The organism is Methylogaea oryzae, assembly GCF_019669985.1.
GTDB classification, from domain to species: Bacteria; Pseudomonadota; Gammaproteobacteria; order Methylococcales; family Methylococcaceae; genus Methylogaea; species Methylogaea oryzae.
This window is the reverse complement of the sequence record NZ_AP019782.1, coordinates 2,622,243-2,641,161: the sequence shown is the minus strand read 5'-3', so window position 1 is coordinate 2,641,161 and position 18,919 is coordinate 2,622,243. Positions and strand designations below refer to the sequence as shown.

At 63.1% G+C, this 18,919-nt stretch carries 16 protein-coding genes; 10 read left to right on the top strand and 6 right to left on the bottom strand.

Annotated features, from left to right (window positions below):
- The 4 genes from casB to K5607_RS11520 all read right to left on the bottom strand — a co-directional run bounded on the left by casB (window position 1) and on the right by K5607_RS11520 (window position 5,600).
- On the bottom strand, window positions 1–525 hold the full coding sequence (gene casB, locus K5607_RS11535; protein ID WP_221047083.1) for a type I-E CRISPR-associated protein Cse2/CasB: 525 nt from the start codon (window positions 523–525) through the stop codon (window positions 1–3).
- Window positions 503–2,071 carry a type I-E CRISPR-associated protein Cse1/CasA gene (casA, locus tag K5607_RS11530; protein ID WP_221047082.1) on the bottom strand — a complete coding sequence of 523 codons (1,569 nt, stop codon included), beginning with the start codon at window positions 2,069–2,071 and terminating at the stop codon, window positions 503–505. Before casA ends, casB begins: the two co-directional genes overlap by 23 nt.
- Entirely contained in the window at window positions 2,055–4,691 is a 2,637-nt protein-coding gene (cas3, locus tag K5607_RS11525) for a CRISPR-associated helicase Cas3' (protein WP_221047081.1), read from the bottom strand. Before cas3 ends, casA begins: the two co-directional genes overlap by 17 nt.
- A gap of 159 nt (window positions 4,692–4,850) precedes the next feature.
- A complete protein-coding gene (locus tag K5607_RS11520; protein ID WP_221047080.1) occupies window positions 4,851–5,600 on the bottom strand; it encodes a DUF2062 domain-containing protein in 750 nt (249 codons plus the stop codon).
- A 102-nt stretch (window positions 5,601–5,702) separates the two neighbouring features.
- Between K5607_RS11520 and K5607_RS11515 the strand changes: the two genes are divergently transcribed.
- The 10 genes from K5607_RS11515 (at window position 5,703) to amoC (ending at window position 17,239) form a co-directional block, all read left to right on the top strand.
- The gene (locus tag K5607_RS11515; protein WP_221047079.1) at window positions 5,703–7,970 is read left to right on the top strand and encodes a DNA internalization-related competence protein ComEC/Rec2; all 2,268 of its coding nucleotides are present in this window, start codon (window positions 5,703–5,705) and stop codon (window positions 7,968–7,970) included.
- Window positions 7,971–8,085: 115 nt separating this feature from the next.
- Window positions 8,086–8,667, top strand: coding sequence for a superoxide dismutase [Fe] (gene sodB / locus K5607_RS11510; protein WP_054773685.1), 582 nt, complete (start codon window positions 8,086–8,088; stop codon window positions 8,665–8,667).
- Between the two features lie 350 nt (window positions 8,668–9,017).
- Entirely contained in the window at window positions 9,018–10,748 is a 1,731-nt protein-coding gene (locus K5607_RS11505) for an acetolactate synthase 3 large subunit (RefSeq protein ID WP_425515774.1), read from the top strand.
- A 2-nt stretch (window positions 10,749–10,750) separates the two neighbouring features.
- The gene (gene ilvN / locus K5607_RS11500; RefSeq protein WP_054773684.1) at window positions 10,751–11,242 is read left to right on the top strand and encodes an acetolactate synthase small subunit; all 492 of its coding nucleotides are present in this window, start codon (window positions 10,751–10,753) and stop codon (window positions 11,240–11,242) included.
- Window positions 11,243–11,309: 67 nt separating this feature from the next.
- A complete protein-coding gene (ilvC, locus tag K5607_RS11495; protein ID WP_221047078.1) occupies window positions 11,310–12,326 on the top strand; it encodes a ketol-acid reductoisomerase in 1,017 nt (338 codons plus the stop codon).
- 143 nt (window positions 12,327–12,469) lie between these two features.
- On the top strand, window positions 12,470–13,216 hold the full coding sequence (pssA, locus tag K5607_RS11490; protein WP_221047077.1) for a CDP-diacylglycerol--serine O-phosphatidyltransferase: 747 nt from the start codon (window positions 12,470–12,472) through the stop codon (window positions 13,214–13,216).
- Between the two features lie 259 nt (window positions 13,217–13,475).
- On the top strand, window positions 13,476–15,020 hold the full coding sequence (locus K5607_RS11485; RefSeq protein WP_221047076.1) for a 2-isopropylmalate synthase: 1,545 nt from the start codon (window positions 13,476–13,478) through the stop codon (window positions 15,018–15,020).
- Window positions 15,020–15,751, top strand: coding sequence for a uracil-DNA glycosylase (locus K5607_RS11480; protein ID WP_221047075.1), 732 nt, complete (start codon window positions 15,020–15,022; stop codon window positions 15,749–15,751). Before K5607_RS11485 ends, K5607_RS11480 begins: the two co-directional genes overlap by 1 nt.
- A gap of 24 nt (window positions 15,752–15,775) precedes the next feature.
- On the top strand, window positions 15,776–16,321 hold the full coding sequence (rimI, locus tag K5607_RS11475; RefSeq protein ID WP_054774920.1) for a ribosomal protein S18-alanine N-acetyltransferase: 546 nt from the start codon (window positions 15,776–15,778) through the stop codon (window positions 16,319–16,321).
- A gap of 138 nt (window positions 16,322–16,459) precedes the next feature.
- Entirely contained in the window at window positions 16,460–17,239 is a 780-nt protein-coding gene (amoC, locus tag K5607_RS11470; protein ID WP_221047074.1) for a bacterial ammonia monooxygenase, subunit AmoC, read from the top strand.
- 107 nt (window positions 17,240–17,346) lie between these two features.
- Here amoC and K5607_RS11465 read toward each other — a convergent pair whose 3' ends face one another.
- Complete coding sequence (locus K5607_RS11465; protein ID WP_221047073.1) at window positions 17,347–17,691, bottom strand: hypothetical protein; 345 nt, start codon at window positions 17,689–17,691, stop codon at window positions 17,347–17,349.
- A gap of 44 nt (window positions 17,692–17,735) precedes the next feature.
- Window positions 17,736–18,911, bottom strand: a complete 1,176-nt coding sequence (locus K5607_RS11460; protein WP_221047072.1) for a flagella assembly protein FlgT middle domain-containing protein — start codon at window positions 18,909–18,911, stop codon at window positions 17,736–17,738.
- Window positions 18,912–18,919: the final 8 nt, after the last annotated feature.

Here is an 18,919-nt window from a genome sequence, read left to right as displayed (position 1 = left end):
TTAGTCCTTGTGGTCTTTGTGGTTGCGATAAAACTCGCGGGCGATGGCGAGGCGGGCGGCTTCGCGTTTTTCTTCTCCGGTGGAAAGCAATAGGCGGGCGAACTGCACCCAGTTGCAGGTAGCGTTCTTCGCCGCCAGGAAGCGCACGGCGCGCAGCAGCAGGGTGTGCAGGGTGTCACCCTCGGCGGCCAGCAGCCGTTCCAGGCGTTTTTCCGAGTAACCGGCTTCGGCCAGCGCCAGCCCGGCGGCGCGGTCCGGCCGGTGCGGCCTGGGACACATCAGGGCGATGCCGGATACGATGGCCATCCAGGCGTTTCGCTGGGCCTCCCAGTCGGGCGGCAGATGTTTGAAAGCGAAGCGGTAGAAAGCCAGGCTGGGTGGCGCGTCCGGGCTGAGCCGGCGCAGGGCCGCGCGTTCGCCGCTGGGGAAATGCTCGGCGTCGATGGTGGCGGCGATGTGGCCGATGCTGGACGCCAGCGTGGCGGCGGGCTTTTCCGGCGCTTCAGGCGGAATGCTTGGCATCATGGGTGGTCTCCTTGAGTTGCTCGAACGTTTTGAAAAGCGTGCCGTAAAACAGCCCTTCGGCTTTGACCCGCGAGCGATAACGGCGGCCTTCGCGGGCGGGATAGCGGGCGATGGCGTCTTCCAGCACCGCTTTGGCTTTGTCGCGCAGGGCTTGCAGCCATTCCAGCCGTGCGGCGTCTTTGTCTTCCTGTTCGGCTTGGCGCCAGAGCCAGGGGAAAAAGTCGGCGGCCCAGGTTTCGCTGTATTGCTTGGCGGTGTCCGTCAGCCATTGGTTGACTTCGCGCCGGTCGAAATTGATCTTTTCCGGTCCGCCTTCCAATAGGGCGATGACGGCGGGCTTGAGCACGCGGTTTTGCATTTCCTTGGCGTCGTTCAGCGCGGTCTTGCTGAGTTCGGCCAAGCGTTTGCGCTCGTCGGAGCCGCGCCGGATCGAGCGGCGCGCTTTGCCGGGCGGGATGGGGAGCGATGCGTGATGGAAGCCGTCGGTGGTGCCTTGGCCGCGCACCAGCACGGTGGCGGTGAAGCGGCAGTCCGGGCTGTCTGCTTCGGCATCGGCCTGCTGCATTTCCGCCGGTTTGTAGCCGTCTTTGAACAGCAAATTGCGCAGCAATTCGGGGCTTAGCCCGCTGGCCGATACGGTGAGTGCCGATTGGCCTTTTTTCTTGTCGTTGAGATTGATGGGCGTCCAGGGGTCGCCCAAGACGCCGCCGGTTTCGCCGGCAGCGATGCGCGGCGCTTTGGTCGAAGCGCCCAGCGCTTGGATGCCGCCGGCGGCGGGCAGCAGGCGCACGGCGCGGGCGATTTCGATGTATAAAGGGTCCAGCGCCGCCAGGCTTAAACTGCTCTTCAAGTCCCAGGGCAATATCCACAACAGGACGTGGCCTTGGGCTTGGTACTTCCAATCGCCGGCCAGCAGTTCGCCGCGCACGGCCTGCAGCCGGGCGGTATCGCGGTGCCAGCGGCGGCCGGGGCGTTGGCTATGGGCGAGGGACACTACGGCGCGGCTGCCGAAACCGCCGTTCATGCGGGCGATGCCGTAGTTTCCCTGGCCGAAAAAGCCGCTCATGGTTTGCAGGCTGATCAAGGCGTATACCCAGTTTTCGGGCAGCGGCCGACCGGCTTTGCTGGATTTGATGTCGTGGTTTTTGGCGGTGGGCAGCACGTCCAGGGCATCCGGAGTCGCGGCCTTGGGTTTGAAGTCGGCAAAGTCGCCCGGCTTCGGTACGGGCGCTTGCATAAACGCCGGCTGGGTAACGTCTTCGATCACCAAACTCCAGGCGCAGTCGTCTTCCCGCCCGGTCAGGCGGCGGATGCCGGTCAGCCAGAAGTCGGCGGTTTGGTGGGGATCGGTTTGGTTTTCCCGCGCCAGGACGGCCCCGGCGAGATAACACAGGAAGACGTGGAAGGCGTCTTCCTGGTGGCGTTGCAGGCCAAGCAGGGATTCCACCCGGTCGCCGCCCAGGGCTTCGAGCAGTTGCGGCAGGCTTAAACAGGCCAGTCCGTCCGGGGTTTGCGTGCGGAACACGGGGTCAGTCAGCAGGTTCATCGAGTTTCTCCAGTCCATAGCGGGAATAGCGGTAACGTTGGCCGCCGTAGCGCAAGTCGATGTTTTCGCCGTCCTGGCGCAAGACTTCGGCGGTTGCTTCGGCGGTGTTTTTCGGGGCGAGGTGGCCGGGGATGAGGATTTCCGCCAGTTCGATGCCGAAAGGGCCGGGTACGGCGGCGGCCAGTGGGATGCGCAGGGTGTCCAGTCCCAGCCGCGTACGGGCTTGGGCGTTTTTTTCGATGTCGTTGAAAGCACAGTCGCCGAACGGCTTGTCGTAAAGCGCGGCGGCGTAGTGGGCGGCGAGCTCCTTGGCCAGGACACCGCCGTCCATTTTTTCCCCATGCTTGGCCCAGCGCTCGCCTTGCAGGCTGGCCAAGCGCTGCGGGTGGGTGGCGCCTTCCACCAGGCGGCGGTTGTCCTGGGGAATTTCCACCACCGGCTGCTCGATCAGCAGGAGCCGGGTCAGTTCCAGCGTGCGCAGGTCTTCGTAGACGCTGCCCAGGCCGGATTGTTTCGCTTCGCCCAGCGCTTCGCCCTTAGCGTCCAACAGTGCTTCCAGGCCGGCGCAATCCGGCGTCAGCACGGTGCAGCGCGGCACGGCGAAGCCGGCGGGCCGCTCGCGCCCATGCCGATGCAGGCGGCCGACGCGCTGCAACAGCACATCCGCTGGGCACAGGTCGGTAATGAGCCAATCGGCGTCGATGTCCAGGCTTTGTTCCAAGGTCTGCGTGCCGATCAGCAGCGCCGGGCCGACGGGCGTGTTTTTGCCCCAACGGTCGCTGACGGCTTGGTCCAGCAATTCGCGGTCGCTGGGGCTGAAACGGCCATGATGGGGGCAGACGGTGCTTCCGCAGCGGAACAGCCAGTCCTTGACGATGGCGGGGTGTTGTTCGGCGGCGCGTTGCAAGGCGACCGCACGCGCCACGGTGTTGAGCACCACCAATACCCTGGCTCCTGCCCGCAAGGCTTCGGCCAGTTCCGGCAGCAGCTTGTCCGGCTGGGCCAGCCAAGCGCGAAGTTGAAACACCACGGTCTTGCCTGAGTCCTTCGTTGCGGGTTCCACTGGCAAGGCAACGCCGCCCAAATCGGTATACGTGGGATAAGGGGCGGCGCAGGCGCCGGCATGATCCGGCAACGCGGCAACGGCGCAGCCGCCGGCTTGCAGGAGTTCCGTGCGGGCGGCGGCGCCCAGGGTGGCGGAAAGCAGCAGCGCATGGCCGCCCATTTGCCCGACGTGGTGGGCCAACAGCCCGCGCAGCAGTCGGCGCATGTAGGCGTCGGAGGCATGGACTTCGTCCACCACCAGCAGGCTGCGGTCCAGGCACACCGAGCGCATCTGGGCGTGCTTGGTTTGCACGGCGGACAGCAGTGCCTGGTCGATGGTGCCCACCGCCACCGTGGCGGCCAAGAAGCGCTTGGGATGCTCCGCCGCCCATTGCCTTGCGTGCCGGTGCTGGTTTGGGTCGTCGTGGTGGAGTACCCGCTCGTCGGGCAGCAGGCTTTGCACTTCGGCGCCATCGACGCGCGCATAGCGCGGCACGGCCAACACCGCCACGGGGCGCTGCTGCGGGTCGGGAAAGGCCTGTTCCAAATAGCTCAGCACGCGCCGGTACAGCTCTCGTGCCGCCACCCGTGTGGGCAGGGCGAAATACAGGCTGTCCACTTGGCCGGCGGCGAACAGGTGGAAAAACCGCGCCAGGGCTGCTTCGGTTTTGCCGGAACCGGTTTCCGCTTCGGCGATGAGCAGGCGGGCTTGGGGATCGTCGGCGGCGAGGCGGTCTATGGCTGCCTGCAAGGGCCGCGGCGCATAGCCGAAGCGCTGCTGGAACGCGGCGGGATGTTGAGCCAGATAAGCTTGGGCCGGCGCCGCGTCCAGGCCCACGGCAAGGAGGGCGCGCTGGGCGACTTGGCGGGTAATTTCTCCGTCGCTGGAACGATCCAGCGGAAAAAATCCCTGGTGCGAGCCCAGCCAGTCGGCCAGCATCACCAGCCCGGCAAAACGGTGTTGCAACGCCGCTGCGTTGGGGATGGGCTTGCCGCCATCGTTAAAGGCGGCGGGAAAGGCAAGTCTTGCGGTTTGCAGCAATTCAGCGATGGCGGCCATGGGGTCTCGGCCGCCTGCGGCGGACCACCAACGGGTTTTGGCCGGGTAGTAGTTGCCGGTTTGCTCGCTGGGATCCAATTTGATCGGCGCACCGTGGTGGGACCAAGAGGCGAACAGGAAGTCGCACAGCGCTTCCTCGGAGGCGAACCAGCTTTGCAGAGTGTCGAGTTGCAGGGCAGTGTCGAAGGCTTCGCTCAGCCGTTCTTCAAACAGCAGCGGCGCCAGTTCGCGGATATGTCCGGCGCGGGGAGCCTTGGGATCGAATGCCTTGTCTTGAAAGCCCAGGTTGGCTTTGCCAACGTCGTGCAGCAGGGCGATGACCGCCAGCCGTTGCAATTGCGCGTCGTCCAAGGGCTGGCCGGCGGCGGTTTGCAGCCGGGCGCGGAAGGCGGGCAAGGCGGTGAGGGTCTGGAATACCGCCGCCACGTCCAAACAGTGCTGGGCGAGGGGCAGCCAGGCGAAGGGTTTGCCGGGTTCGTTGCGGATTTTTCCCCAGTAACCGGTCCATTGGTTCATGCGTGGCTCCTTGCCTGTGTCGGGCGGCTGTCCTAGGCGGTGGTTGCAGCCTGGTGCCTGACCGAAACCGGCAGGCACTGGGCCAATGCCGCTGCCCTATTGCTGCGGCGTATTGAATTTAGCATCGGCTCTCCGCTTCTGCTTGGTTGCGCGCAGTATTCAGGAGGTAAGTTTGTTCAGGTAAGCCTGGGCTTTCGTTTGGAGAATCTTCCATTGTTCCTGCAGCAGTGTGCGGATTCGTTCGGCCGGCGGCGATGCCCAGGCTTGGACGGCAGCCTCGGCCGATACTTTCCACAGCGCCTTGGCGTGGGGCTCTACACGGACCCAGGCCTGCGACAGCAAAGCGACGGCTTTGTCCGATCCCGGAATCAGCGGCTTGTGTTCCACGACGATGCCCTGGCGGCGCAGTTTGCGTTCGTCCCAGGCGCGTTGCACGTGCCGGCGCCAGAGGGCATGGACGCCGAAGTAACCGGCTGCGGCGCCCAGCACCATGAGGATCAGGCAACCCAATAGGAACGGCGCGCCCAGTTCCCAGGCGGTTTCCAGGCTGAACACCTGGGAAAAGGCGGAGAAGGCGAACGTGTCCCGTCCCAGCAGCAGGGCGCCGACCCGGTAGGCGAAGTAGTACATGGGGATCCAGGTGACGGGATTGGTGATCCAAACCAGGGATACGGCAATCGGCAGATTGGCGCTGAAGAACACGGCCAGGACGGCGGCGATGGCCATTTGCCAGGGCAGGGGCGGCGTGTACATGGCGAACAGGCCGCAGGCAAAAGCATTCGCCACCGAGCGGCGGTTGATGTGCCACAGGTTGGGGCTGTGCAGGCGGTCGCCGAGAAATTGCAGGCCTTCGATTTTGCGGATTTTGTCGGGGTCCGGCATGTAGCGCTGGAAGAGTCTTTTCGGCATGGCGGGCTCCCGGTGCTTGTTGTTGTTGGCGGCTAGGGTCGCGGCCATTCTAAACTGAATGGGTTGCCTTCAAAGGATAAAGCCCCCTGGAAAGGAGTCCGCATGCATAACCGGATTTGGCCCGCGCTGGCTTTTGTGGCCGGGGTGTCGTTGCCGCAGCAATGGGCCGCTTTGCCCGGTTGGCCGTGGATCGTGTCGGCTTGGCTGGCCTTTGCGCTGTTGGCTGGCCGGCGCCGGGTCGTGGCGGCGGCGCTGGTTCTGGGGATGGCCTGGGCGCTGAGTTTCGCCGCGTGGCGTTTGCAAGAGCGTTTGCCGGATCGCCTGGAAGGCGAGGATCTTGCCGTCGTCGGCGTGATCGCCGATTTGCCGGAACGCTTTGCCCACGGCTGGCGTTTCGATTTTTCCCCCGAGCCCGCGGCCGGCTTGCCGGGCCGCTTGCGGCTGAGTTGGTACGACCAGCATCCTCTGCCCAAGGCCGGCGAAACCTGGCGTTTAACGCTGCGGCTGAAGCGGCCCCGCGGCACGTTCAACCCCGGCGGTTTCGACTACGAGCGCTGGCTGTTCGCCCAGGGCGTCGGCGCCACGGGGTATGTGCGGCCTTCGCCGGACAATCGGCGCTTGGCCGAGGGCGGTGCGTTCGATTTCCAGGTTTGGCGGCAGCGCTTGGCGGACAACGTCGATGCCGTGCTGTCCGGCAAACCCTTCGCCGGCATGGTGCGGGCCTTGGTCATGGGAGACGAGAGCGGGATTAGCCAGGCGCAATGGCGGGTGCTGCGGGCCACCGGCACGGCCCATTTGGTGGCGATTTCCGGTTCGCACATCGGCTTGGTGGCGGGGCTGGTGTTTTGGCTGGTAAGCAAGGCGGCGGCGCGGTTGGGCCTCCAGCGCTGGTCGCCGCCGTCGGTGGGCGCGGTGGCGGCCTTGCTCGCCGCGCTGGGATATACGGCGCTGGCGGATTTCGCCATTCCCGCCCGCCGCGCCTTGGTCATGGCGGCTGTGGCGCTGTGCGCCGTGCCGTGGCGGCGCCATGTGCGGCTGAGCGACGTCTTCGCTTCCGCGCTGTTTCTGGTGGTGTTGCTGGACCCCTTCGCAGTGCTGGCGCCGGGCTTTTGGCTGTCTTTCGCAGCGGTGGCTTTGATCCTGTTGGCGGTGGCCGGACGGTTGCGTCCCGCCGCCGGCTGGCGCGGGTTTTTGCGGGCCAATTGGGCCACCGGGCTGGGCTTGGCGCCCCTGTTGGTCTTGCTTTTTCAGCAGGCGCCGTGGGTGTCACCCCTGGCGAATTTGATCGCCATTCCTGTTATGGGCACCTTGGCGGTGCCGCTGTCCTTGGCGGGCGCGGCGGCTTTGGAGTTGGGTCTCGATTCCTCCGGCTGGCTGTTGCAGGGGGCGGATCAGCTGCTGCAATGGTGTTGGCTGCCGTTGCAGTGGTTGGCGGACTGGCCCCGGGTCGATTGGGGCCGGCCGGCGCCGCCCGGCTGGAGCTTGGCCCTGGCCGGGCTGGCGGCAGTGCTTTGCTTAATGCCGCGCGGCTTGCCGGGCCGTTGGCTGGCTGTGCCGCTGGTGTTGCCGGCCGTCGTTTGGCAGCCGCCGATGCCGGAGGAGGGCGGTTTCCGCTTGACGGCCTTGGACGTGGGGCAGGGCTTGGCGGTGGTGGTGCGCACCGCCAGCCATACCCTGGTCTACGATGCCGGCCCGCGTTTCGGCGCGGACGTGGATTCGGGGCGCTCGGTGGTGGAACCGTTCCTGCGTGCCACCGTCGGCCCGGCCATCGATGCGCTGGTGGTCAGTCACGGCGACAACGACCATATCGGCGGGGCGGATTACCTGTTGGAGGCCCTGCCGGTGGCGCGGCTGTACACCAGCGTTCCCGAGCGCTTGGAGCGGTATGGACCGATTCCTTGCCGGGCCGGCCAGCGTTGGCGCTGGGATGGCGTGGATTTCGCCGTGTTGTCGCCTTGGGACGAGTCCGGCAGCGAAAACAATCGCTCCTGCGTGTTGAAAGTCAGCGGCGCCCATGGCGGCGCTTTGCTGACCGGCGACATCGAACGGGAAACGGAAGCCCGCTTGGTGGAGGCGTACGGCGCGCAATTGGCCAGCGACGCGTTGGTAGTGCCCCACCACGGCAGCCGTACCTCGTCCACCGAGGACTTCGTTCGCGCCGTTGCGCCGCGCCGCGCGCTGATTCCCGCCGGCTATCGCAACCGCTTCAAATTTCCCAGCCGCGAGGTGGCCGAGCGTTATCGCCGCTTCGGGGTGGCGACGGCGATCACCGGCGTCGGCGGCGCCCTGACGGTGGATTTTCAGTTCCAGGGATTGGCGTTGGAGCAGTATCGCGACAGCGCCGGCCGTTATTGGAATTGGCGTCCTTGATGTCCGCCCGGCGCCTTTTCCGTACAGCGGCGATGGTGATAGACTATATCCTATGGTGCGACTAGGTTATTGTCGCCGGACCCTTTTCTCCAACCGCAATCAAAAGGATAAGCCCATGGCCTTTCAGCTTCCCGAACTTCCCTATGCCAAGAACGCCCTGGAACCGCACATTTCCGCGGAAACCCTGGAATTCCACCATGGCAAGCACCACCAGACCTACGTCACCAACCTGAACAACCTGATCGCCGGCACCGAATACGAAAACATGTCCCTGGAAGACATCGTGCTGAAGTCTTCCGGCGGCCTGTTCAACAACGCCGCCCAGGTGTGGAACCACACGTTCTATTGGAACTGCCTGTCGCCCAACGGCGGCGGCGAACCCACCGGCGCCTTGGCCGATGCCATTAACGCTAAGTTCGGTTCTTTCGCTGCGTTCAAGGAAGAATTCACCAAGTGCGCCATCGGCACCTTTGGTTCCGGTTGGGCTTGGCTGGTGAAAGAAGCCGACGGCAGCCTGGCCCTGGCCAGCACCAGCAACGCTGCTTGCCCCTGCACCTGCAACCAGAAGCCGTTGTTGACCTGCGACGTGTGGGAACACGCCTATTACGTCGACTACCGCAACGCGCGCCCGAAATACGTGGAAGCGTTCTGGAACCTGGTCAACTGGGAGTTCGTCGCTAAGAACTTCGCCGGCTAAGCCGAACGAGCGCGGCGATTCCCGGGCAGTCGGGGGTCGCCCGCGGGGTCTTCGTAGGAGGGGCTTTGGTCCTGGCGTCCTCAGCCAAACCATCGGGGCTAAAGCCCCTCCTACGGGAACCATCGTTCGGTTGGCCGTTAGCGTTTTCCGCCCGAGCATGGCCCTGGCTCGGGACTGAGTTCCTGGCCGGCCAGGTCGTCTGGAAAGGCCTTCGGCAGGGCTCGCTCAAACGCCTTCAGGCCTTAAGTTCCTTGACGGACAAGGCGTCGGTCGGGTAGTTTATCGTGCTCTTTTTTGCGTTGCTGACACGGAGTGGTGGGCGCGCGTTCACTGCAATAAGGTAGGCAATCGTGGAGCTTAGCGGCGGGGAAATCCTCATCCAGTGCCTGAAAGACGAGGGCGTCGAATTCATCTTCGGCTATCCCGGCGGATCGGTGCTGCATATTTACGACGCCCTGTTCAAGCAGGACGACGTGAAACACATCCTGGCGCGCCACGAGCAGGGGGCTACCCACGCCGCCGACGGTTACGCCCGCGCCACCGGCAAGCCCGGCGTGGTGCTGGTAACCTCCGGTCCCGGCGCCACCAACACGGTCACCGGTATCGCCACCGCCTACATGGATTCCATCCCCTTGGTGGTCATCACCGGCCAGGTGCCGCGCCCGGTCATCGGCAGCGATGCTTTTCAGGAGGCCGACATCGTCGGCATCACCCGTCCCTGCGTGAAGCACAACTTCCTGGTGGACGACGTCGGCAAGCTGGCGGAAACCATCAAGAAAGCCTTCTTTATCGCCACCACCGGCCGTCCCGGCCCGGTGCTGGTGGATATTCCCAAGGATGTCACCGACCCCGGCGTGAAGATCCCTTACGAATATCCGCGCGAGGTGTCGCTGCGCTCGTACCGCCCCCACGCCCACGGCCACAAGGGCCAGATCAAGCGCGCGGCGGAACTGCTGCTGGCCGCCAAACGGCCGATGATCTACAGCGGCGGCGGCGTGGTGCTGGGCAACGGCTCGGACGAATTGACCGAAATCACCCGCTGGCTGGGCGCGCCGATCACCAACACCCTGATGGGGTTGGGCGCTTATCCCGCCACCGACAAGCAATTCGTCGGCATGTTGGGCATGCACGGCACTTACGAGGCCAATATGGCCATGCACGAGTGCGACGTGCTGCTGGCTGTGGGAGCCCGCTTCGACGACCGCGTCACCGGCAAGTTGGCCGAGTTCTGTCCCAATTCCAAGATCATCCACATCGACGTGGACCCGGCTTCCATTTCCAAGACGGTGAAGGTGGACGTGCCCATCGTCGGCGAGGTGGCGCCGGTGTTGCGCGACCTGCTGGACGCGCTCAAGTCTTCCGGCCAGAAGCCGGACGAGGTCGCCCTCAAGGCTTGGTGGCGGCAAGTGGAGTACTGGCGTTCGGTGGACTGCTTGCAATACGACCGCAACAGCGCTTTGATCAAGCCCCAGTTCGTTATCGAGCAGTTGTGGGAAGTCACCCGGGGCGACGCCATCATCAGCTCCGACGTGGGCCAGCATCAGATGTGGGCGGCGCAGTACTACAAATTCGACAAGCCGCGTCGCTGGCTCAATTCCGGCGGCCTGGGCACCATGGGCTTCGGCCTGCCGGCGGCCATCGGCGCCAAGCTGGCGTTTCCCGAGCTGGATGTGGCTTGCGTGACCGGCGAGGCCAGCATCCAAATGTGCATCCAGGAGCTGGGCACTGCCTTGCAGTACATGACGCCGGTGAAAGTCGTCAACCTCAACAACCGCTTCATGGGCATGGTGCGGCAGTGGCAGGAGTTCATCTACGAAAGCCGCTATTCCCATTCCTACATGGACACCATTCCGGATTTCGTCAAATTGGTGGAAGCTTACGGCCATGTGGGCATGCGCATCGAAAAGCCGGCCGACGTGCGTCCGGCCCTGGAAGAGGCGTTCAAGTTGAAGGATAGAACCGTGTTCATGGACTTCATCACCGATTCCACGGAAAACGTCTATCCCATGATCGAGGCGGGCAAGGCCCACCACGACATGCGTCTGGCGCCCGGTACGTCCACGGACAGCGAGCTGGCTTGAGCATGCGACACATCATTTCCATTCTGATCGAAAACGAGTCCGGGGCTTTGTCGCGGGTGGCGGGACTGTTTTCCGCGCGCGGTTACAACATCGAATCGTTGACCGTGGCGCCTACGGAGGACTCCACTTTGTCGCGCATGACCCTGGTGACCCTGGGCAGCGACGAGGTGGTGGAGCAGATCACCAAGCAGCTCAACAAGCTGATCGACGTGGTCAGGCTGATCGACATCTCCCAGTCCAGCCACATCGAGCGCGAGCTGATGATGGTCAAGGTGCGGGCGGAGGATGGGGCGCGGGAAGAGGTGAAGCGCCTGGCGGACATTTTTCGCGGCAATATTCTCGACGTGACGGCCAGCACTTACGTCATCGAGGTGACCGGCGAGAAGAGCAAGCTGGACGCCTTTCTGCAAGCAGTAGACACCGCCAACATCCTGGAAGTGGTGCGCTCCGGCGCCACCGGCATCCTGCGCGGCGACAAAGGGCTTTATTTGTAAGACGGCGCGGGATCGCGGCGCCGACTAGCGGTTTTATTTTCACACCAGTTAATCACAGGGGAGCAACATGCAGGTTTATTACGACAAAGACGCCGATCTATCCATCATCCGCAGCAAGAAGGTCGCCGTTATCGGTTACGGTTCCCAGGGACACGCCCACGCCAACAACCTGAAGGACTCGGGCGTATCCGTGGTGATCGGCCTGCGTCCCGGCTCCGCCTCCGCGGTCAAGGCGCAAAACGCCGGCTTGACCGTGCTGCCGGTGGCGGAAGCGGTGCAAGCCGCCGATGTGGTCATGATCCTGGCGCCGGACGAGCACCAGGCCGCCCTGTACCGCGACCAGATCGAGCCGAACATCAAGAAGGGCGGCGCCCTGGCTTTCGCCCACGGCTTCAACATCCACTTCGAGCAAATCCAGCCGCGCGCCGACCTGGACGTGATCATGATCGCGCCCAAGGCTCCCGGTCACACCGTTCGCAGCGAATTCGTCAAGGGCGGCGGCATCCCCGACCTGATCGCCGTGGCGCAGAACGCTTCCGGCATGGCTAAGGAAATCGCCCTGTCCTACGCTTCCGCCATCGGCGGCGGCCGCACCGGCATCATCGAAACCACCTTCCGCGAAGAAACCGAAACCGATTTGTTCGGCGAACAGGCAGTTCTGTGCGGCGGCGCCACGGCGCTGGTGCAGGCCGGCTTCGAAACCCTGGTGGAAGCGGGCTACGCGCCGGAAATGGCCTACTTCGAATGCTTGCACGAGCTGAAGCTGATCGTCGACCTGATGTACGAAGGCGGCATCGCCAATATGCGCTACTCCATTTCCAACACGGCCGAATACGGCGACCTGACCCGCGGCCCGCGCGTCGTCACCGAGCAGACCAAGCTGGAAATGAAGAAGATCCTCAAGGAAATCCAGAACGGCGAATTCGCCCGCGAGTTCATCCTGGAAAACCAAGCCGGCGCCGCCACGCTGAAAGCCAAGCGTCGCATCGGCCGCGAGCACCAGATCGAAGAAGTGGGCGCACGTTTGCGCGGCATGATGCCGTGGATTCAGGCCAACAAAATCGTCGATCAAACCAAGAACTAAGCTCCAGCCTGCCCCGTCCGACGGGGCAGCGTTGTTTTTGCGGGCCGCGGAAAACGCCGTTTTTCGACGGCCCGTTTGCTGCAAGGGAATGCCCGGTTGAGCAACACCAGGGAAGGTCGTTTTCGGCAACCTGAAGCAGGGCTATGGAAGAACCAAATTCATCGAAGCGCAGACGGCGGAGCGGCATTTACCTGCTGCCCAACCTGATGACCACCGGCGCGCTGTTTTCCGGTTTCTACGCCATCACGGCGGCGATCAGCGGCCACTTCGAACTGGCCGTCATCGCGATTTTCGCCGCCATGGTGCTGGACGGGCTGGACGGACGCGTGGCTCGCCTCACCAACACCCAGAGCGAATTCGGCGCCCAGTACGACAGCATGTCCGATCTGGTGTCCTTCGGCGCCGCGCCCGCGTTGGTGATGTTCGTTTGGTCTTTGTCCACCTTGGGCAAGCTGGGGTGGGTGGCGGCTTTCGTTCACTGCGCCGGCGCGGCTTTGCGGCTGGCGCGCTTCAATACCCAGTTGGGCACGGCGGACAAGCGCTATTTCCAAGGCCTGCCCAGCCCGGCGGCGGCGGCGGTGCTGGCCGGTTATGTCTGGGTGGGGGTGGTATACGACTTCCAGGGCGCGTCCGTGTCCATGGTGTCCCTGGTGCTGACGGTGCTGACCGGTTTGCTCATGGTCAGCAATGTGCGCTATTACAGCTTCAAGGAAGTGGACTGGAAGGGCAAAGTGCCGTTCGTGGTCATCATCGTGGTGATGCTGGGCTTCGCCGTGGTGCTGGCCCAGCCGTCCCTGATGCTGTTCCTGATTTTCCTCGGTTATGCCGTGTCCGGCCCGGCGTTGACCTTGTCCATGCTGCGTAAATGGCGGCAGGAGCGCAAGAGTTGAGCCGGCTTGGCATCATCGGCCGGGCGGTGATATAGTAAAAACGGACTTCAACGGGCTACCATGGCTAACGTTCGCGTTTACCGCCAATCGACGATGTTCGGGACTTTCGCTCCCGCGACGTCGTATGCCCGCCGTTTGCTGCCGCTGCTGCTGTGCCTGCTGCCCTGAGGGGCAAACAGCGCATTCCACTTTATAAAAAAACCAATTCTGCAAGACCCTTGCCCAGGCCAATCCGATTGGCCGTGAGCGGAGCACAGCCATGAGCGACAAATTAATCATTTTCGACACCACCTTGCGCGATGGGGAGCAAAGTCCCGGCGCATCCATGACCCGCGACGAGAAAGTGCGCATCGCCAAGGCGCTGGAGCGTCTCAAGGTGGACATTATCGAGGCGGGCTTTCCCGCTGCCAGCCCCGGCGATTTCGAAGCGGTGCAGGCGGTGGCCCGCACTATCAAGGACAGCACCGTGTGCGGCTTGGCCCGCGCTCTGGATCGCGATATCGACCAGGCCGGCGAAGCCCTCAAGGACGCCAAGCGCCGCCGCATACACACCTTCATCGCCACCTCTCCCATCCACATGCAGCTCAAGCTGCGCATGGAACCGGATCAGGTGATCGAATACGCGGTCAAGGCGGTGAAGCGGGCGCGCCAGTATACGGACGACGTGGAGTTTTCCCCGGAAGACGCCGGCCGTTCGGAAGAGGATTTTCTCTGCCGGATTTTGGAAGCGGTGATCGACGCCGGCGCCACCACGCTGAATATTCCCGACACGGTGGGTTACGCCATGCCGTTCCAGTTCGGCGAGCGTATCAAAAACCTCATCCACCGCATCCCCAATTCGGACAAAGCCATCTTTTCGGTGCATTGCCATAACGATTTGGGCTTGGCGGTGGCCAATTCCCTGTCCGCCGTGCTCAACGGCGCGCGTCAGGTGGAATGCACCATCAACGGCCTGGGCGAGCGGGCCGGCAACGCCGCCTTGGAAGAAGTGGTGATGGCGGTGCGTACCCGGCGCGACGTGTTCGCCTGCGATACGGACATCGACACCCGCGAGATCGTCACCTGCTCCAAGCTGGTGTCGTCGATCACCGGTTTCCCGGTGCAGCCCAACAAGGCCATCGTCGGCGCCAACGCCTTTGCGCACGAATCCGGTATTCACCAGGATGGCGTGCTCAAGCACCGCGAAACCTACGAAATCATGCGCGCCGAAGATGTGGGCTGGACCGCCAACCGCATGGTGTTGGGTAAGCACTCCGGCCGCAACGCTTTCAAGACGCGCATTATGGAGCTGGGCGTGGAGTTCGCCGCCGAAGCCGATTTGAACCAGGCCTTCCAGCGCTTCAAGGAATTGGCCGACAAGAAGCACGAAATTTTCGACGAGGATTTGCAGGCGCTCATTACCGAAGCCAGCATGGAGTCGGAAGACGAGAAAGTGAAGCTGGTGGCCCTCAAGGTTTGCTCCGAAACCGGCGAGATACCGCAGGCTTCCGTCACCCTTAAAATCGACGGCGTCGAAACGGCGGGCGTCGCCCAGGGAAGCGGGGCGGTGGATGCCAGCTTCAAGGCCATCGAATCGGTGCTGAAGACCGAGTCCACCTTGCAGCTGTATTCGGTCAACAGCATCACCAGCGGCACCGACGCCCAGGGCGAAGTGACCGTGCGTCTGGAAAAGGCCGGCCGCATCGTCAACGGCCAGGGCGCTGATACCGATATCGTCATCGCTTCCGCCAAGGCCTATATCAACGCCGCCAACCGCTTGCTGCTGCCCGCCAAGCGCCAGCATCCCCAGGTGGACGACGTGTGATGGACGCCCGGCGCCAGCGTTATTTGGATGCCATGGGCGTTCAACGCTGGACGCCGAGGGAGGGTGGGGCCTGGCAGCCGGGCGGGGCTGCGGTGGAAGCCGCTCCGCTGCTGTCGGCCGGCGTCTCCGCGCCTCCGTCCTCCTGCGGGGCGGACTGGGAGGAGTTGGAGGGGCGGGTCGCCGTCTGCACCGCCTGCGCTTTGCACCAGACGCGCACCCAGACCGTTTTCGGCGTAGGTAACCGCCAAGCGGACTGGCTGGTGATCGGCGAAGCGCCGGGCGAGCAGGAAGACCTGAAAGGCGAACCTTTCGTCGGCCGCGCCGGCCAGCTGCTCAATGAAATGTTGCGCGCGGTGGGGCAGGGCAGGGAGCAGGTGTTCATCGCCAATATCCTCAAATGCCGGCCGCCCGGCAACCGCGATCCCAAGCCGGAAGAAGCGGCGGCCTGCGAGTCTTTTTTACGGCGCCAAGTGGACTTGATCCAGCCGAAGATCATTTTGGCGGTGGGCCGCATCGCCGCGCAAAACCTGCTCAAGACCGATGCCCCGGTGGGCAAGTTGCGCGGACGCGTGCACCGCTACGACAGCGATATTCCCTTGGTGGTGGTTTACCATCCGGCCTATTTGTTGCGCAGCCTGACGGAGAAGCGCCGGGCCTGGGACGATTTGCGCTTGGCGCTCAAGACGTATCGGGAGGCGTTGGCCGCTCCCGTTGCACTATCGGAAAAATAACTAGAAAAGAAAGGGGTGAACGTTATGCCCGCATGGTTGGATCGTATGGTTGAAATCGTCAGCTACGACGCGGAACGCGAGTTTTACGCTAAACATAACCCCAGCATTCTGGAGAACGAGTTGTTCTTTCGCCCCATGCGCAAGTCGGATCTGAAGGCGGTCGCGGCCATCGAGGCGGCCGCTTACGAGTTTCCTTGGAGCGAAGCCACTTTCGGCGATTGCCTTAAAGTGGGGTACCAGTGCTGGGTCGGCGAACACATGAACGCCGTCGCCGCTTACGGCATCTTGTCGGTTGCGGTGGGCGAAGGCCAGATCATGAACCTTTGCGTTTCGCCCCACATCCACGGCAAGGGATACGGCCGCAAAATGCTGCAAAAGCTCATCGACGATGCGGCCGCGCGCAAGGCGGAAACGGTGTTTTTGGAGGTCCGTCCGTCCAATAAACCCGCGCGACGTTTGTACGAAAGCATGGGATTCAACGAAGTGGGGCTGCGCAAGGGGTATTATCCGGCGCGGAACGGCCGCGAAGACGCGTTGTTATTGGCCTTGTCGCTTTATATGGGCGATTAGGCGGTCGCAATAAAATTCTTCGGAAATCCGAAAAAGTTCGGAACTTTATGGCGGACGTTTGTCCAATCGAGCACTTGGGTGAGTTTGTCCCAGCGCCGCCATAGCGTACGTGGCATATAAAAACTCTAGGAGGTCAACATGGCAGCAACTTCAATTTCCGTCGCCGATGCTCAGGACAAGCCCCTGTTGGACAAGGGCTGGCTGACGTTCGCATTTATGCTGTACACGGTGTTCTACTTTTGGGTTCGCTGGTACGAAGGTGTTTACGGCTGGTCCGCTGGCCTGGATGCATTCGCACCGGAATTCGAAACGTACTGGATGAACTTCCTGTACATCGAAATCGTGCTGGAAATCACCACGGCTTCCATCCTGTGGGGCTACCTGTGGAAGAGCCGCGACCGTAACCTGGCTGCTATCACCCCGCGTGAAGAGCTGCGCCGCAACATGACCCACCTGGTATGGCTGTTCGCCTACGCATGGGCCATCTACTGGGGTGCTTCCTACTTCACCGAACAGGACGGCACCTGGCACCAGACCGTGGTGCGCGACACCGACTTCACGCCGTCGCACATCATTGAGTTCTACCTGACCTACCCGATCTACATCATCACGGGTTTTGCTTCCTTCCTGTACGCGAAGACCCGTCTTCCGCACTGGAACAAGGGCATGTCCCTGCCGTACCTGATCACCGTGGTAGGTCCGTTCATGATTCTGCCGAACGTAGGTCTGAACGAATGGGGTCACACCTTCTGGTTCATGGAAGAGCTGTTCGTAGCTCCGCTGCACTACGGCTTCGTGATCTTCGGCTGGCTGGCTCTGGCTGTGATGGGCGTTGTGCTGCAGATCATGGACAGCCTGAACCCGCTGATCGGCCGCGAAGTTTGCTCCGCTATCGATTCCGGCGCTTGCAAGTGCTGATAGCCGGATGATCCGCTCCGCGCCGCTTTCTCGGAAGCGGCCGGGCGGGAATGAAAAAAAGGCCACCGGTTTGCGCCGGTGGCCTTTTTGTTTGCGGCGGGAATCCGCTAGGGATTTTCCGGATCGCGCGGATAGCGAATGACGAATTCTTTCGGTTTCTCCACGAAGGACGGCACGGCGCCGTTGCTGCGCAAGGAGAGTTGTTCCGATAGGTAGTTGACCTTGTTTTCCAGGCAATCCATACGCTGCGTCATCTTCATTATGACTATTTCGCGGTCTTCCCTGGGATTGATGGAGGCCGCTTGGCAAGGCGTGGGCGCTTGCGCGCGATGGGCGCTCGAGTGTTTTTGAGGCTTCCTGGCGTGGGCGCGGGGATTGGCGGCCGTGGCGGTGCCGGCTTGTGCGAGCAGGGCGAAGGCGATTGCGGCGATCAAGGGCGATTTTGGCTTCATTAGCGTCTTTTTCCGGCGGTTTAAGTGCTTGTGTAACGCGGCGGTCACCAGGACCGCACCAAATCCATGGGGCTGACCTCGGCGGAGTCCACTTCCAGCTTGCCGATGGAGAACGACGGCTGCACCTGGGTGACGGTCAGCGTGGTTTTCAGTTCCTCCGCATAACCCAGCGACCGTTCGCTTTGGTAATACACGCCCGGCAAGGGCTTATCCAGTTGGTGATAAACGGCCAGGGTGTCTCCCACTTGAATGTTGGAGTTGCTGCCGGCGTTGATGTAAACGTAAGGTTTTTCCACGCGCACGATGCGTTCCATCAAGGGCAGGCAGTTCAGCTTGGTGGCGATGTCGGCTACTTGCTGTTCGATGATTTCTTGCACGGCCCCGCCTAATTGCGAGTCCTGGACTTCGCGGCTGTTGAACGCCTGGCCGGTGCCGAAATAGACGTCGCCGTATACCGTGCGGTCGTAAACTTGTTCCAACAGGCTGTTGCCGGTGAGGCTGTCGAACACGTACAAGCCGACGCGCAGGCCGCGCTTGTAGGGTTCGGTGTGGAAGCCGAACAGGCTGGTTATTTCATTGGCGAATTGGTTGTAGATGGAGCTGGTGGCGCTCAGGTCGAGTATGGAGCCGGCCACGACGAATTGGGCGTCCATCTTGCGGCCCAGGGCCGCGACCGCTCGAGGGTCGCCGTAGGTGTCCACGGCGGGCGCCAGGTTGGGGTCGGGGAACACGCTGATCGAGACGGCGTTGCGCAATTGGAAACGGCGGTTGTTTTCCAGGCCGCGGAACAGTTCCATGGCAAAACCATGGCCGGCGTCGAACAGGTCCAGCGCTTGGTCCGGATGGGCCAGGGTGAAGCCCGCCACCGCGAGCTTTTTGCGGTAGTGGGCGGCCGGGCAGCCGCCTTTCGGATTGACGTTGACGGCGGTATCCACCCGCAACATGCCGTTATTGCTGGATTCGCCGACCACGCGGGTTTCCCCCAGCCGGCCGTCGCCCTGAATCTGGGTGGTGCCGAGGCCGTCCGAGCGGCTGTTGCCCATGATGCGCATGCCGGGAAGCTCTGCGGCGCGCCGTTCGGCATCCTGGATGGCTTGTAAACGGGCGGCTCCCCGGCTTTGGTTGTCCAGCGGGGCTAGCCCCCGCGTCCGCACTTCGCCGGCCGAAGCCACTGCGGCGGCGATTTGCGCGACGAGTAAAACAGCGATGCGGCGCGACATGGCGGGAG